17 protein-coding genes are annotated in these 14,993 nt (G+C 67.4%); 4 read left to right on the top strand and 13 right to left on the bottom strand.

Translation table 11 applies throughout. The features are described 5' to 3' along the window. Positions 1 to 41: 41 nt before the first annotated feature. The 9 genes from HF024_RS06640 to HF024_RS06600 form a co-directional block, all read right to left on the bottom strand. On the bottom strand, positions 42 to 941 hold the full coding sequence (locus HF024_RS06640) for a F0F1 ATP synthase subunit gamma (protein ID WP_085369374.1): 900 nt from the start codon (positions 939 to 941) through the stop codon (positions 42 to 44). A 45-nt stretch (positions 942 to 986) separates the two neighbouring features. Continuing rightward, positions 987 to 2,624, bottom strand: a complete 1,638-nt coding sequence (atpA, locus tag HF024_RS06635; RefSeq protein ID WP_085369375.1) for a F0F1 ATP synthase subunit alpha — start codon at positions 2,622 to 2,624, stop codon at positions 987 to 989. Positions 2,625 to 2,647: 23 nt separating this feature from the next. Further along, complete coding sequence (locus HF024_RS06630) at positions 2,648 to 3,442, bottom strand: F0F1 ATP synthase subunit delta (RefSeq protein ID WP_085369376.1); 795 nt, start codon at positions 3,440 to 3,442, stop codon at positions 2,648 to 2,650. After that, entirely contained in the window at positions 3,442 to 3,999 is a 558-nt protein-coding gene (locus HF024_RS06625; RefSeq protein ID WP_168689048.1) for a F0F1 ATP synthase subunit B, read from the bottom strand. Before HF024_RS06625 ends, HF024_RS06630 begins: the two co-directional genes overlap by 1 nt. A gap of 32 nt (positions 4,000 to 4,031) precedes the next feature. Continuing rightward, the gene (atpE, locus tag HF024_RS06620) at positions 4,032 to 4,262 is read right to left on the bottom strand and encodes an ATP synthase F0 subunit C (protein WP_085369378.1); all 231 of its coding nucleotides are present in this window, start codon (positions 4,260 to 4,262) and stop codon (positions 4,032 to 4,034) included. A 51-nt stretch (positions 4,263 to 4,313) separates the two neighbouring features. After that, positions 4,314 to 5,111, bottom strand: coding sequence for a F0F1 ATP synthase subunit A (gene atpB / locus HF024_RS06615; protein WP_168689047.1), 798 nt, complete (start codon positions 5,109 to 5,111; stop codon positions 4,314 to 4,316). Between the two features lie 172 nt (positions 5,112 to 5,283). Further along, positions 5,284 to 5,802: a hypothetical protein gene (locus HF024_RS06610; protein ID WP_168689046.1), complete on the bottom strand. Its 519-nt coding sequence runs from the start codon at positions 5,800 to 5,802 to the stop codon at positions 5,284 to 5,286. After that, complete coding sequence (locus HF024_RS06605; RefSeq protein WP_085369381.1) at positions 5,799 to 7,055, bottom strand: MraY family glycosyltransferase; 1,257 nt, start codon at positions 7,053 to 7,055, stop codon at positions 5,799 to 5,801. Before HF024_RS06605 ends, HF024_RS06610 begins: the two co-directional genes overlap by 4 nt. A 3-nt stretch (positions 7,056 to 7,058) precedes the next feature. Further along, the gene (locus tag HF024_RS06600) at positions 7,059 to 7,781 is read right to left on the bottom strand and encodes an L-threonylcarbamoyladenylate synthase (protein WP_085369410.1); all 723 of its coding nucleotides are present in this window, start codon (positions 7,779 to 7,781) and stop codon (positions 7,059 to 7,061) included. A 63-nt stretch (positions 7,782 to 7,844) separates the two neighbouring features. Between HF024_RS06600 and HF024_RS06595 the strand changes: the two genes are divergently transcribed. After that, positions 7,845 to 8,480 (top strand): HAD family phosphatase, encoded by a 636-nt coding sequence (locus HF024_RS06595; RefSeq protein WP_085369382.1) that lies wholly within the window; start codon positions 7,845 to 7,847, stop codon positions 8,478 to 8,480. Positions 8,481 to 8,520: 40 nt separating this feature from the next. On the opposite strand, the gene HF024_RS06590 is transcribed toward HF024_RS06595, so the two are convergent. Beyond that, positions 8,521 to 9,336, bottom strand: a complete 816-nt coding sequence (locus HF024_RS06590) for an ABC transporter permease (RefSeq protein ID WP_168689045.1) — start codon at positions 9,334 to 9,336, stop codon at positions 8,521 to 8,523. Beyond that, positions 9,333 to 10,256, bottom strand: a complete 924-nt coding sequence (locus HF024_RS06585; protein ID WP_168689044.1) for an ATP-binding cassette domain-containing protein — start codon at positions 10,254 to 10,256, stop codon at positions 9,333 to 9,335. Before HF024_RS06585 ends, HF024_RS06590 begins: the two co-directional genes overlap by 4 nt. A 119-nt stretch (positions 10,257 to 10,375) precedes the next feature. Between HF024_RS06585 and HF024_RS06580 the strand changes: the two genes are divergently transcribed. Next, on the top strand, positions 10,376 to 11,320 hold the full coding sequence (locus HF024_RS06580) for a TetR/AcrR family transcriptional regulator (protein WP_168689043.1): 945 nt from the start codon (positions 10,376 to 10,378) through the stop codon (positions 11,318 to 11,320). 18 nt (positions 11,321 to 11,338) lie between these two features. On the opposite strand, the gene prmC is transcribed toward HF024_RS06580, so the two are convergent. After that, entirely contained in the window at positions 11,339 to 12,217 is an 879-nt protein-coding gene (gene prmC, locus HF024_RS06575; RefSeq protein WP_168689042.1) for a peptide chain release factor N(5)-glutamine methyltransferase, read from the bottom strand. Between the two features lie 113 nt (positions 12,218 to 12,330). Here prmC and cysK point away from each other — a divergent pair, with 113 nt between their 5' ends. Both cysK and epsC read left to right on the top strand, forming a co-directional pair. Then, on the top strand, positions 12,331 to 13,269 hold the full coding sequence (gene cysK / locus HF024_RS06570; RefSeq protein WP_168689041.1) for a cysteine synthase A: 939 nt from the start codon (positions 12,331 to 12,333) through the stop codon (positions 13,267 to 13,269). Between the two features lie 4 nt (positions 13,270 to 13,273). Further along, complete coding sequence (epsC, locus tag HF024_RS06565; protein WP_168689040.1) at positions 13,274 to 13,846, top strand: serine O-acetyltransferase EpsC; 573 nt, start codon at positions 13,274 to 13,276, stop codon at positions 13,844 to 13,846. Positions 13,847 to 13,865: 19 nt separating this feature from the next. On the opposite strand, the gene prfA is transcribed toward epsC, so the two are convergent. Then, entirely contained in the window at positions 13,866 to 14,942 is a 1,077-nt protein-coding gene (gene prfA / locus HF024_RS06560) for a peptide chain release factor 1 (RefSeq protein WP_085369389.1), read from the bottom strand. Between the last annotated feature and the right edge of the window lie 51 nt (positions 14,943 to 14,993).

The raw sequence follows: 14,993 nt of genomic DNA, 5'->3' as shown, positions 1-14,993 counted from the left end.
GGTGTCTTCTCTTCTCGTTTGCTAAACGTGTGTCGTCCGAGTTACTTGGCGGAGCTCAGTGCGTCCGCACCGCCGACGATCTCGGAAATCTGCTGGGTGATCTCGGACTGGCGCGCGTTGTTGGCCAGGCGGGTGTAGTCGGTGATGAGCTTGTCCGCGTTGTCGCTCGCGGACTTCATCGCCTTCTGCGTCGCAGCGTGCTTCGACGCAGCCGACTGCAACATGGCGTTGAAGATGCGGCTCTCGATGTACACCGGGAGGAGCGAGTCGAGAACGGTGCCGACATCCGGCTCGAACTCGTAGAGCGGGAGGATCTGCTTGTCGCCCGGCTCCTCCACACCTTCCACGACCTCGAGCGGAAGCAGTCGGACGACCTCCGGCTCTTGCGTGAGCATGCTCACGAAGCGGTTGTAGATGATGTGGATCTCGTCGACCCCGCCGTCCGCGGAGTCGCGGAGGAAGGACTCGAGGATCGCGTCGCTGATCTCCTTGGCCTGCTCGAACTCCGGAGCGTCCGTGCCGCCCGTCCACACCCGCTCGAACGCGCGGCGGCGGAAGCTGAAGTATCCGCTCGCCTTGCGTCCGATCAGGAAGTAGACGACATCCTTGCCCTGGCTCCGGAGCAGCTCTGCGAGCTGCTCCGACTCCTTCAGCACGTTCGAGTTGAACGCGCCTGCGAGTCCACGGTCGGAGGAGAAGATGACGATCGCTGCGCGCTCGATCTTCTCCGGCTCCGTCGTGAGCACGTGCTCGACGTTCGAGTACGTCGCCACCGCCGACACCGCGCGCGTGATGGCGCGGGCGTACGGCGTTGAAGCGGCGACCCTCGCCTGCGCCTTCTGGATGCGTGAGGCGGAGATCAGCTCCATGGCCCGAGTGATCTTCTTGGTCGTCTGGGCAGACTTGATCTTCTGCCGGTAGACCCGAAGTTGCGCTCCCATGTCTCTCCTACGTAACTATCTGCTGTCGCCGGGCGATGCCGCGGCTCAGCGCTTCGCCTTGACGATGCGCTCCTGGTTGACATCCTCTTCGGCGATCGCTTCGAACTCTTCGCGCCCGACGGAGGCGAGCGGCTTGCCCTCTCCGGTCTGGAACTCGAGCTTGAACTTGTCGACCTCTGCCTCGAGCGTCGCGACGGTCTCGTCCGACAGCTGGTTGGTCTCGCGCAGCACGTTCAGGACGTCCGTGTTGCGGCGGAGGTGGTCGAGCAGCTCTGCCTCGAAGCGCAGGATGTCTTCGACAGCGACCTCGTCGAGCTTGCCGTTGGTGCCGGCCCAGATCGAGACGACCTGCTCCTCGACGGGGAACGGCGAGTACTGCGGCTGCTTGAGGAGCTCGGTGAGGCGTGCGCCACGGGCGAGCTGACGACGGCTGGCCGCATCCAGGTCGGACGCGAACATCGCGAAGGCCTCGAGCGAGCGGTACTGGGCCAGCTCGAGCTTGAGCGTGCCCGACACCTTCTTGATCGACTTCACCTGCGCGTCGCCACCGACGCGCGAGACCGAGATACCCACGTCGACCGCCGGACGCTGGTTGGCGTTGAAGAGGTCGGACTGCAGGAAGATCTGGCCGTCGGTGATCGAGATCACGTTGGTCGGGATGTACGCGGAGACGTCGTTCGCCTTGGTCTCGATGATCGGGAGACCGGTCATCGAGCCGGCGCCCAGCTCGTCGGACAGCTTGGCGCAACGCTCCAGCAGACGGGAGTGCAGGTAGAACACGTCACCCGGGTATGCCTCGCGTCCCGGCGGACGACGGAGGAGGAGCGACACGGCGCGGTAGGCCTCTGCCTGCTTCGACAGGTCGTCGAAGATGATCAGGACGTGCTTGCCGCCGTACATCCAGTGCTGGCCGATGGCCGAGCCGGTGTACGGAGCGAGGTACTTGAAGCCGGCGGGGTCGGAGGCGGGAGCCGCGACGATGGTGGTGTACTCCATCGCGCCTGCATCCTCGAGCGCGCCCTTCACCGAGGCGATGGTCGAGCCCTTCTGGCCGATGGCGACGTAGATGCAGCGAACCTGCTTGTTGACGTCGCCCGAGTCCCAGTTGGCCTTCTGGTTGATGATCGTGTCGATCGCGATGGCCGTCTTGCCGGTCTGGCGGTCGCCGATGATGAGCTGGCGCTGGCCGCGGCCGACCGGGATCATCGCGTCGATGGCCTTGATGCCGGTCTGGAGGGGCTCGTGCACGCTCTTGCGCTGCATGACGCCGGGCGCCTGCAGTTCGAGTGCGCGGCGACCCTCGGAGGCGATGTCGCCCAGGCCGTCGATGGGCTTGCCCAGCGGGTCGACGACGCGACCGAGGTAGCCGTCGCCGACGGGGACGGAGAGGACCTCGCCGGTGCGGGTCACCTCCATGCCTTCGACGATGCCGTCGAACTCGCCGAGGACGACGACGCCGATCTCGTTCTCGTCGAGGTTCTGGGCGAGGCCCAGGGTGCCGTCGGAGAAGCGGATGAGCTCGTTCGCCATCACGCCGGGGAGACCCTCGACGTGCGCGATGCCGTCGGACGCGTCGATGACGTGTCCGACCTCGGTGGTCGCTGCCTTGGTGGGCTCGTACTTGGTGACGAAGTCCTTGAGCGCGTCCCGGATCTCGTCGGGGCTGATCGTTAGTTCTGCCATCGTTGTTCCCTATCTTGGGGCGGTCAGCCCGCCAGCTGAAGTCGTAAATCGGTGATGCGCGAGGCGATGCTGCCGTCGATCACGTCGTCGCCGATCTGCACACGCAGTCCACCGAGGACGGTGGGGTCGACGACCTGGTTGATCTTGAGTTTCTGTCCGTACTTCGCTGCGAGGCCCGCCTGCAGGCGCTCGGCCTGCGCGGCGGGGAGCGGCTTCGCGGTGAACACCGTCGCGACGGTGAGTCCCGACTGGGCCGCGACGACGCGGGCTGCTTCGCGCAGACCCTCGCGGATGCTGCGGCCGCGAGGCTGCAGCACCAGCTGGCGCACGATGGCGACCGTCTGCACGGAGGCCTTTCCGTCGAGCAGGCGCTCGACGAGCGCGCTCTTGGATGCCGGGTCTGCGAGCTTGCTGCGCAGTGCGAGTTCGAGCTGCGCGTTGGAGGTCACGGCGCCTCCGAAGGCGAACAGCTCTGCGGCGATGTCGACGTCTTTCGGCGCCGACTGGGCGATCGACCGGACACCGAGCTCTTCGATCGCGGCCAGGACGTCGTCCTGGCTCGACCAGCGCTCGGACGCGACGACACCCAGCAGCTCGACGGCCGGCGCCGAGAGCGAGCCGAAGACACGCTGCACGAGCGCGGTCTTGCCCGCCGAGTCGGCCGAGGGATCGCTGACGACCGCTCGGAGCTGGGCGGAGTCTGCGACGACCCGTCCTGCGGCGAACAGGTCTTCGGCCGTCGCCAGATCGGCCTTGGAGCCCTGAGCGGCGAGAGCCGACACGGACCTGGCCAGTGCTTCTCTGGAGGCGCTTCCCATTACTTGTTCGACCCTGCCTTTTCGCTGGCGTCGAGGTCGGCCAGGAAGCGGTCGATGATCGCCTGCGACTTCTTGTCGTCGTTGAGAGCCTCACCGATGACACCCGATGCCAGGTCGATGGCGAGCGAGCCGACTTCGCTGCGGAGAGCGACGACGGCGGACTGGCGCTCTGCCTCGATCTGCGCCTGGGCGTTGGAGGTGACGCGGGCGGCCTCGACCGTCGCGTTGTCCTTCGCCTCTGCGACGATCTTCTGTCCGTCGGTGCGAGCCTGCTCACGGATCTTGGCCGCTTCTGCGCGGGCGTCGGCGAGCTGGGCGGTGTACTCCTCGAGGAGCGCCTCCGCCTTGTGCTGAGCCTCGTCGGCCTTCGCGATGTTGCCTTCGATCGCCTCTGCGCGCTCATCCAGGAGCTTCTTCATCCGCGGAAGCACGAGCTTCCAGAAGAAGAACAGGATGATGACGAAGCAGATGAATGAACCGACGACGTCATACCACTCGGGGATGAGCGGATTGCGCTGCTCGGCCTCCGCGGCGGCGTGAACCAAACCGTAGAGCATCGTTCCTCCTTACTGAAGAGTGATAAAGAGGACTACTGGCCGGTGGTGAAGATGAAGTACGTAGCGATACCGATGAACGCGAGCGCCTCGGTGAACGCGATACCGATGTACATCAGAACCTGGAGACGGCCGGCGAGCTCGGGCTGGCGAGCGACGCCCTCGATGGTCTTGCCGACGACGATGCCGACGCCGATGGCCGGGCCGATGGCCGCGAGACCGTATCCAACGGTGGCAATGTTGCCGGAGATAGCAGCGATGTCCACGTTATGTGTTTCCTTCCGTGATGGCGTTCCGTGCGAGTGCGCGGAACGTTGTTAGTGTTCCTCGGCGACTGCGAGCTGAATGTAGACAGCCGTGAGCAGCGCGAAGACGTAGGCCTGGAGGACTGCGACCAGGATTTCGAACAGGGTGAATGCGAAGCCGAACGCGAAGGTGCCGATTCCGAAGAGCGACCACCAGCTTCCGGCGGTGAAGAGGAAGAACGCCGTCGCGCTGAAGAACAGCACCAGCAGCAGGTGGCCGACGACCATGTTCATCAGAAGTCGGAGCGTCAGCGTGATCGGACGCAGGATGAAGGTCGAGATGAACTCGATCGGCGTCACGATGATGTAGAGCGCCTTCGGCACACCGGGCGGGAACAGCGAGTTCTTGAAGAAGTTGCCCGGGCTCGCCTTGATGCCCGCGTAGATGAACGAGATGTACGCGACGATGGCGAGCACCAGCGGGACACCGATCACCGAGGTGCCTGCGATGTTCAGGCCGGGGATGATGCCCGTCAGGTTCATGAACAGCACCATGAAGAAGATGGTGGTGAGGATCGGCAGGAAGCGACGACCGTCCTTCTTGCCGAGGAGGTCCTCTGCGATGTTGACCCGAACGAAGTCGAGCCCCATCTCCACGACCGACTGGAAGCGTCCGGGGACGACCTTCATGCGACGGGTGCCGAGCCAGAAGATCAGGACGATGGCCAGGACCGCGATGAAGCGGATGACCATGATCCGGTTGACCTCGAAGCCACCGATGGAAAAGATTGCGGGCGGGAAGAACTCATCGATCGACGGACCGTGGAAGCTACCATCATCGGAGCTTGCGGTCTGGACCAGCAGGTTCACAGCGTTAGCTAACAGCGCTATCTCCTGTTTCGGGGCGTCGAGCCAAAGCTCTCGCAGCGACGAACATTTGGACACCCGGGATCATGCGCCGATTGAAGCCTGAGGCGCTATGCGGGTGGGGAATCACCACAACTCTACAAGAGTTTTCGCAGGGTAACGAATCGGACACGGGTCAGCGCTTCTCACCGGGCAGCGTGACGTCGCTGGCGTATGGCACGCGGGACCGGAAGACGACGATCATGTCGACGACGAGCGACCCGATGACCCCCGCGATCAGGCTCAGGAAGAGCACGATCGGGTTGATCCACGGCTGGTCCCTGAGCACGAAGGCGAGCACGAGGAACAGTACGAACTTGAGCAGCCAGCCGCCGAGCACGATGCCGAAGAACAGGCCGACGAACAGGTCGGTGCCGACGAATTTGTTGGCGATCAGGATGCTCAGAGCGGTGATGCTGAGGAACACCACGGCCATCAGCGTGCCGATGAGGGCGCTGGTCACGCCGATCCATCCGGCGAAGACGCCGCCGAGGATCGCGCCGACGACGGCGATGACCAGCGCGAGGATGAGGCCGTACTTCAGCACGTCCTTGAGGATGGGGGTCGACGATGGCTGGGCGGGCGCCGCCTGCTGCGGTGCGGCGGGTTCGTCGGGCCGGCCGTCGGCGGGGTTTCCGCCGTCGTGGTCGGTCATTGTGTCTCCTTGCTGAGGGGGGTGGTCGCCGGGGTGGGCGCGGTGGTGGGGGCGTGCTCGCTCGCGGCGTCCAGCTGGTCGTAGCGGGCGGTCGCGTCCGCCTCGTCCGTTCCAGCAGGGGCGAGCTCCGCCGCGGCCTCGTTGGCCTTCCTGCGGCTCAGCGGGGCGAGCGTGAACGCTGCGCACACCACCAGGCCGACGGCGATGAACACGATCGCCATCCAGTACGGGTCGAAGAAGAACAGCAGACAGCCGATCGACAGCACGGCGGTCCAGCCGTAGAAGATCAGCACGGCGTGCAGGTGGGTGTGCCCCATGTCGAGGAGCCGGTGGTGCAGGTGCTTGCGGTCGGCGCTGAACGGCGACTTCCCCGCCCGCAGCCGCCGGATGACGGCGAGCCCGAAGTCGAGGAGCGGCACGATCAGCACGGCGAACGGGACGATGATCGGCACGAACGCGGGGACGAGCGACGACTTGCCGAGGGTCTGCAGCGCCTCCGGGTTGATCGTGCCGGTGACCGAGATGGCCGAGGTGGCCATGAGCAGCCCGATCAGGAGCGCTCCCGCGTCTCCCATGAACATCTTCGCCGGATGCCAGTTGAGCGGCAGGAACCCGGCGCACGCTCCGACCAGGATGGCCGCGATGACGCCGGCGAGGCTGAAGTAGTTCTGCGGGCTGATCTCGCGCTGCAGCAGATAGGTGTAGACGAGGAACGAGCCGTTGGCGATGAGCGCCACGCCCGCCACGAGACCATCCAGGCCGTCGATGAAGTTGATGGCGTTCATCACGAGCACGATGGCGAACAGCGTGATGATGATGCTCATCACCGGCGACCCGACGGTCAGGCCGCCGATCGGCAGGGAGTAGATCTGCACGCCCAGCCAGGCCACGAGCCCGGCCGCCACGAACTGCCCGGCCAGCTTGGTCATCCAGTCGAGGTCCCAGATATCGTCGGCGACGCCGATGACCACGATCAGCAGCGAGGCGCCCAGGATGGCGATGATCGGCCCGGAGTCGGAGAAGATCAACGTCAGCACGCCGAACTGGCTGGACAGCAGCCAGGCGACGCCGAACGCGACCAGGATGCCGAGGAACATCGCGATGCCGCCGAGCCGCGGAGTCGGCCTGGTGTGCACATCCCGTTCCCGGATCTTCGGGTACAGCCGGTACTTGAGGCTCAGCTTGTAGACGACGAGCGACATCCCGAAGGTGATGACGGCCGAGATCAGCGCGAGGGCGAGGAGGAGGGTCACGGCTCAGGCGCCCGGGGAGGAATCGGTGGGCTCCACCACGCTGTCGTCCGCGAGCTGGTCGCCGACGACGGCACGGATCTGCTCCGCCGAGATCACGCCGTGACGCAGGATGCGGAGCTTTCCCGTTCCTGCGGCCAGCGCGGTCGCGTCGACGATGGTGGACGAGCTGTCCTTGCCGTCGACGCGGTCGTACCCGGCGCCCGCCTCTCCCCCGTCGAGGTACACGGAGACGGAGTCGGTGAGCATGGCCTCTGCTTCCGCGGCGGTGCGGGCGGCGGGGCGGCCGGTGAGGTTGGCGGAGGAGACCGCGAGCGGGCCGGTCTCGGAGAGGAGTTCGAGGGCGATGGTGTCGCTCGGCATGCGCAGGGCGACCGTTCCGCGGGTCTCCCCCAGGTCCCAGACCAGCGACGGCTGCGCGGGCAGCACGACGGTCAGCCCGCCCGGCCAGAACTCCTGGACGAGGTCGGTCACGGCCTGCGGGACCTCTTCAGCCAGGGCGGCGAGGGTCGGGATGCCGGGGATGAGCACGGGGGGAGGCGACTGACGGCCGCGACCCTTCGCATCCAGGAGGCGCTGCACGGCGGCGGGGTTGAAGGCGTCCGCCGCGACCCCGTAGACCGTGTCCGTCGGTATCACGACGAGTTCGCCCCGCCCGATGGCGGCGCGCGCGAGCCGCATGCCGGTGAGGAGTTCGGAGTCGACGGAGCAGTCGTAGATGGGAGACATGTCGCCCACCATGATAGATGAGCGATCAGGGCGTTCCCTGCTGGAAGGTCGATACTTGTCCTGATGGATGTCTACTTCTTCGATTGCGACAAGACCCTCTACGACTACGACTTCCACAAGCGCCTGCCCGCGCTGGCGCAGCTCGGCGGCGTGAGCCAGTACCGCCTGGCCTCCAGCTGGTGGGCGGGAGGGTTCGAGCGCGCGGCGGAGATCGGCGAGTACTCCACGAGCGCCGAATACCTGGATGCGTTCGCCGACGTGACGGGCGCCCGCCTCACGCTGGAGCAGTGGCAGCAGGCCAGGAAGGCGGCGATGACACCGATCCAGGGGTCGATCGACGCCCTGCACGAGGCGGCGACGCTCGGCACGGTCTCGCTGCTGTCCAACAACCCGATCCCGTTCAAGGACTCGCTGCCGGTGCTGACCCCCGAGATCGTCGACGTGCTGCAGGGCAACGACCTCGTCTCCGCGGTGCTCGGCGCCCGCAAGCCGGAGCGGCGCATCTTCACCAGGGCTCTCGGCCGGTTCGGCGTCGACCCGGCAGACGCGATCCTGTTCGACGACTCCCTCGCCAACGTCGAGGGCGCCCGCGAGGCCGGGATGCACGCCTTCCACTTCACCAAGCTGGCCGACGGCACCTTCGACACCGACGGCCTCCGCGCCGCCATCCACACCTTCTCCACCCGTCCCCGCCCATAGCCGTCGAGCGCAGCCATCTGGGCGGGGACGGGATCGCCGGTCAGCGGCGGCCGGCCTTGCGGCGGAACTGGATGGCCGCCCAGAGGTAGGCGCCGACGATGATCGCGAGGCACCAGCCGATCGCCCAGAGCGGGCGGGTGCCTGCGTCCGTGCCGAAGAGGAGGCTGCGGATGGTCTCGATGATGGGCGTGATCGGCTGGTTCTCGGCGATCCACTGCAGCCAGGTCGGCATCGTGTCCGTCGGCACGAACGCGCTCGACAGGTACGGCAGGAACAGCAGGGCGAAGCCGTAGCCGTTCGCGGCCGTCGGGTTCTTCGCCGCCAGCCCGATCGCGGCGTACAGCCAGGTGATCGCGAGGATGAACAGGGCGATCACCGCGATGGCGCCGAGCCACTGCGCCGCGTTCGCCGTCGGCCGGAAACCGACCGCGAGGGCCACGCCGATCACGACGCCGGTGGCCAGCAGGTTGCGCACGAGGCTCGCCACCACGTGGCCGGTGATGACCCCGTTGGCGTGCAACGGCATGGTGCGGAACCGGTCGACGATGCCGTTCGTCATGTCGTCGGCCACGTCGACCGCGGTGCTCGACGAGCCGAAGCCCGCGCAGAGCAGGATGATGCCGGGGACGACGTAGTTCACGTAGTCCCCTCCTCCGTCGATCGCGCCGCCGAACACGTAGGTGAACAGCAGCATGAGCATGATCGGGAGCAGGATCGCCATCGTGAGCGCTTCGACGTTGCGCACGGTGTGGCGGAGGCTGCGGCCGACGAACACGACGGTGCTCGTCAGGCGGGAGACGGTGCGGTCGACGGCGGCGGGGGCTGCGGTCCGGCGGGTGTCCAGTGCGACGGTCATCGGGTGACCTCCATTTCTTCTGCTGCACGGGATGCGGTGGATGCGGGTGACGTGGGGCTCGACGTGAGCGCGAGGAACACGTCGTCCATGCTGGGCTTGCGGATGCTGACGCTGCCGCCGGGCAGGAGGTGCGCATCCAGCTGATCGATGGCGGCGCGGAGTCCGTGGACGGTGCCGTCGGTGGGGAGCTCGCGGACGATCTCGTCGTCGGCGTCCCTCAGCTCGACGACCTCTCCCCCGACGCGCGCCTTGAGCTCGGCGGCCGTGCCCTCCGCGACGACGACGCCGTGGTCGATCACGGCGATGCGGTCGGCGAGCTGGTCGGCCTCCTCCAGGTACTGCGTGGTGAGGAGGATGGTGATGCCCTGCGCAGCGAGGTCGAGGATCATCGCCCACAGCGTCTGCCTGCTGCGGGTGTCGAGTCCGGTGGTCGGCTCGTCGAGGAAGATGACCGGCGGGGTCGCGACCAGGCTGATGGCGAGGTCGAGACGCCTGCGCATCCCGCCGGAGTACGCCTTGACGCGCTTGCGGGCCGCGTCGCCGAGGTCGAACCGCTCGATAAGCTCCGCCGTCCGCGTCCGCGCTCCTGCTGCGGTGTATCCGGAGAGTCTCGCCATCATGCGCAGGTTCTCCTCGCCGGTGAGCACGTCGTCGACGGCGGCGGACTGGCCGGTGAGGCTGATCGAGCGCTTGACGCCCTCCCTGTCGTGCACGACGTCGTGGCCGCAGACGGTGGCCTGGCCCGCATCCGGAGCCACCAGGGTGGACAGGATGTTGATCAGCGTCGTCTTGCCTGCGCCGTTCGGCCCGAGCAGCGCGAACACGCTTCCCGCCGCGACGCTGAGGTCGATGCCGGCCAGCACACGCTGGTCGCCGAAGGACTTCCGGAGGCCGGCGATCTGGATCGCTTGAGCTGTCATGATCGGTTCCTTTCTGCATCCACTCTTCTGAGTACGACGCAAACTGTTTATGGTGCACGCTGTTTTGTTTAAGGTATACACAGTTCTAGGATGGGTGTCAACAACCGAAAGGGCGCGACATGGCCGATGCCGTCGAAGAAGCACTCCCCCGAGCCGTAGCGCTCAGCTGGGGAGTCGCAGAGCGCCCGCAGCGCGGGCCGAAACGCGAGCTCAGCATCGAGCGGATCGTCGACGCGGCGATCCAGCTCGCCGACGACGAAGGCCTCGCTGCGGTCTCGATGAGCAAGATCGCGACGGCGCTCGGCTTCACCACGATGTCCCTCTACCGCTACGTCACCAGCAAGGACGACGTGCTCGCCCTGATGCAGGATGCGGTCTGCGCCGTGCCGATCCCCTCCGAGGAGGAGGACACCGACTGGCGGAGCGGGCTGCGCCTCTGGGCGATGGCCAGCATCCAGGTGATTCAGGCGCACCCCTGGTTCCCCGACATCCCGATCGCCGGGATGCCGCTGATGCCCAACAACCTCGCCGTGCTCGACTGGGGACTGCGGGTGATGAAGGACCTGCCGCTCACCGAGCCGGAAAAGATGTCGACGGCCCTGCTGCTCAGCTCGTACGCGCGCGCGACCGCGGTGGTCGAACGGGATGTGACCCGCTCCCGGCAGCTGGACGGCCCTCCGCAGCGCGGCGAGGCGTTCACCGCGGCGCTGGCCGAGCTCGTCACCCCTGAGCGCTTCCCATACCTGTCGCCGCTTGTGCTCTCCGGCACGTACTCGGACGCAGAGGGCGACGACGACCAGGACGACTTCGCGTTCGGGCTGGAACGCATCCTGGACGGCATCGAGCACTACGTGTCGTCCCGGCGCAGCGGCGAGCCGGTCACGGCCTACGAGCCCCGGCCGGAGCCCGTGCCGAACGACAAGGCGATCCGCGAGGCGGCGAAGGCCCGCAGGGAGGCGGAGTCGCAGCTGCGGGAGGCGCGGAAGCGGGAGCGCGAGGTGATCGCGAAGGTGCGCGAGCGGCTGGCGAAGGAGGAGGAGCGCCGCGCGCGCCAGAAGGGCTAGCGGCGCGCGGCAGAAGGGCTAGCGAATCGCGGTCGTCGTGCGGTCGCGCGTCGTCAGATCGCGGTGCGTCGCGGCGGCACGCCACCCGTCCGCGGTGAGCATCTCCCGGATCTCGGCTCCCTGCAGCTCGCCGTGCTCCAGGACGAGCGTTCCGCCCTCGTGCAGCAGCCGCTGGGCGACGCGCGAGATCGTCCGGACGACGTCGAGGCCGTCCTGGCCGCCGTACAGCGCGGCGGGCGGGTCGTAGAGCCGCACCTCCGGGTCGCGCGGGATCGCCTCGGCCGGGATGTAGGGCGGGTTCGAGATGACGACGTCGACCGTGCCGTCGAGTTCGGGCAGCGCGTCGGCCAGGTCCACGAACACGACCCTGGCGTTCGTGACGCCGGACTCCTCCACGTTGCGTCTGGCCCAGATGAACGCCTCCGGCGAGTTCTCGACGGCGTGGATGCGCGCGTGCGGCACCTCCGTCGCCATCGCCAGCGCGATCGCCCCGCTCCCCGTGCCGAGGTCGACGCCGATCGGCTCTGCACTCGGCACGGAGCGCAGTGCGTCGATCGCGAACTGCACCACCTGCTCGGTCTCCGGCCGTGGGACGAACACGCCGGGCCCGACGGCCAGCTCCAGCGAGCGGAACGGGGCGGTGCCGGTGATGTGCTGCAAAGGCTCGCGGGTGGCGCGGCGTTCTGCGAGTTCTCTGATGCGCGACACGTCCGCATCCTGGACTGTCGCATCCAGGTGGATGAGCGCCTGCACGCGCCCGCGCCCCTCGCCGAGCACATGGCCGACGAGCAGGTCGGCGTCGACCTCCGGGTCGGGGACGCCCGCGCGCGCGAGGAGCGCTGCGACCTCGTCTCTGACGGAGCGGACGGACGGAGGGGAGCTGGCTTCGGATGACATCGCCCGTCGAGCCTACGGCACGCCCCCAGGAGTCACACAGGCGGTTACCCGCCGCGACGGGAATAGAGTTGTAAGGCTTTCACACCGTCCACCCGCGTCAACGAGGAAGAGCCATGACTGGTCACGTCTACGAGAACATCACCGAGGCGGTCGGAAGGACCCCGCTCGTCAAGCTCAATCGCATCGCCGAAGGCGTCGGCGCGACGGTGCTCGGCAAACTGGAGTTCTACAACCCCGCCGGCAGCGTCAAAGACCGCATCGGCGTCGCGATCATCGACGCGGCGGAGAAGGCGGGAGCGCTGCGTCCGGGCGGCACCGTCGTCGAGGGCACGAGCGGCAACACCGGCATCGCGCTCGCGATGGTCGGCGCCGCCCGCGGATACAAGGTGATCCTGACCATGCCGGAGACGATGAGCAAGGAACGCCGCGTGCTGCTGCGCGCGTTCGGCGCGGAGATCGTGCTCACGCCGGGACCGGACGGGATGCGCGGAGCGGTCGAGAAGGCCAAGGAGATCGTCGCGAACACCGAGAACGCCATCTGGGCGCAGCAGTTCGCGAACGAGGCCAACCCCGCCATCCACCGCGCGACGACCGCGGAGGAGATCTGGGAGGACACCGACGGCGGTGTCGACATCTTCGTCGCCGGCGTCGGCACAGGAGGCACCATCACCGGTGTCGGCCAAGTGCTGAAGGAGCGGAAGCCCGGCGTGCAGGTGGTCGCCGTTGAGCCGATCGACTCCCCCATCCTGAACGGCGGCAAGCCAGGGCCGCACAAGATCCAGGGCATCGGCGCGAACTTCGTGCCGGAGATCCTGGACACCACGATCTACGACGAGGTCGTCGACGTGTCGTTCGACGACGCTCTCGACATCGCGAAGAAGCTCGCCAGCGAGGAGGGCATCCTCGCCGGGATCTCGTCCGGAGCGATCGTCTGGGCTGCCCTGCAGCTCGCGAAGCGGCCGGAGAACGCGGGCAAGACCATCGTCGCCGTGGTGTGCGACACCGGTGAGCGCTACATCTCGACCCCGCTCTGGGCCGACCTGCTGGACTGATCCATTGGCGTTCATCTCCCGCATCCGTGAGGACATCGCGAACGCGCGCAAACACGATCCTGCAGCGCGCAGCGGTTTCGAGGTCTTCACGGCGTACTCCGGCCTGCACGCGATCTGGTCCTACCGCCTCGCCCACCGGCTGTGGCGGTCAGGGCTGAAGATGCCTGCGCGGTTCCTGTCGCAGTTCACCCGGTTCCTGACCGGCATCGAGATCCACCCGGGCGCCACGATCGGACGGCGCTTCTTCATCGACCACGGGATGGGCGTGGTGATCGGCGAGACCACCTTCGTCGGCGACGACGTGATGCTGTACCACGGCGTCACCCTGGGCGGGAAGGGCAGCGGTCACGGCAAGCGGCACCCGACGATCGGCGACGGTGTGATCGTCGGCGCAGGGGCGAAGGTGCTCGGCGCGATCTCGATCGGGTCGCACACCGTGATCGGCGCGAACGCCGTCGTCATCCACGACTCCCCGTCGGGGTCCGTCCTCACCGGCGTCCCGGCCCGCGCTCGCCCGCGCACCGGCCACGAGCAGATCCCCGGCGACGACTTCCTCGACCCGGCCATCTACATCTGACAGCCGGGTCGGGAGAAGGTCAGTCGGTGGCGAGGTCGGCCAGGCGGGACTCCTCGTCGGCCTGGATGCAGGAGTCGATGACCGGCTCCAGGGCACCGTTCATGACGGCGTCGAGGTTGTACGCCTTGTAGCCGGTGCGGTGGTCGGCGATCCGGTTCTCCGGGAAGTTGTACGTGCGGATGCGCTCTGAACGGTCCATCGTGCGGATCTGGCTCTTGCGCACGGCGGCGGCCTCCGCATCCAGTTCCTCCTGCTGGCGCGCGAGCACGCGGGCGCGCAGCACGCGCATCCCGGCCTCGCGGTTCTGCAGCTGGCTCTTCTCGTTCTGCATCGCCACGACGATGCCGGTCGGGAGGTGCGTGATGCGCACGGCGGAGTCCGTCGTGTTGACCGACTGGCCGCCGGGGCCGCTCGACCGGTAGACGTCGATCTTCAGGTCGTTCTGGTTGATCTCGACCTCCTCCGGCTCATCCACCTCGGGGAAGACGAGCACGCCCGCCGCGGACGTGTGGATGCGTCCCTGCGACTCGGTCGCCGGCACCCGCTGAACGCGGTGCACCCCGCCCTCGTACTTCAGGTGTGCCCAGACGCCCTCCGCCGGGTCGCTGGACGAGCCCTTGATCGCGAGCTGGACGTCTTTGATGCCGCCGAGGTCGCTGGAGGTCTGCTCCAGGATCTCGGTCTTCCACTTCTTCGACTCCGCGTAGTGCAGGTACATCCGGAGCAGGTCGGCGGCGAACAGCGCGGACTCCGCCCCGCCCTCGCCCATCTTGATCTCCATGATGACGTCGCGGCTGTCGTTGGGGTCGCGCGGGATCAGCAGCCTGCGCAGCTTCTCGCCGGACTCCTCCAGGCTCGCTTCGAGCCCGGGCACCTCCTCGGCGAACGCCTCGTCCTCCGCTGCCAGCTCCTTCGCCGCCGCGAGGTCGTCCTCCAGCTGCTTCCACTGGTGGTACGCGGCGACGATGCGGCTGAGTTCCGCATAGCGCCGGTTGACCTTCTTGGACCGCACGGGATCGCTGTGCAGCTCCGGGTCGGCGAGCTGCTCCTGCAGGTCGTCGTGCTCGGCGATCAGGCTGTTCACCGATTCGAACATTGCGTCTTCTTTCTGAGTGGGTACGAGCGTGTCCGGGAACGGAAAAGTGCC

This window comes from Leifsonia sp. PS1209 (assembly GCF_012317045.1).
Classification (GTDB): Bacteria; Actinomycetota; Actinomycetes; order Actinomycetales; family Microbacteriaceae; genus Leifsonia.
This window is presented reverse-complemented; position numbering and strand designations above follow the sequence as displayed.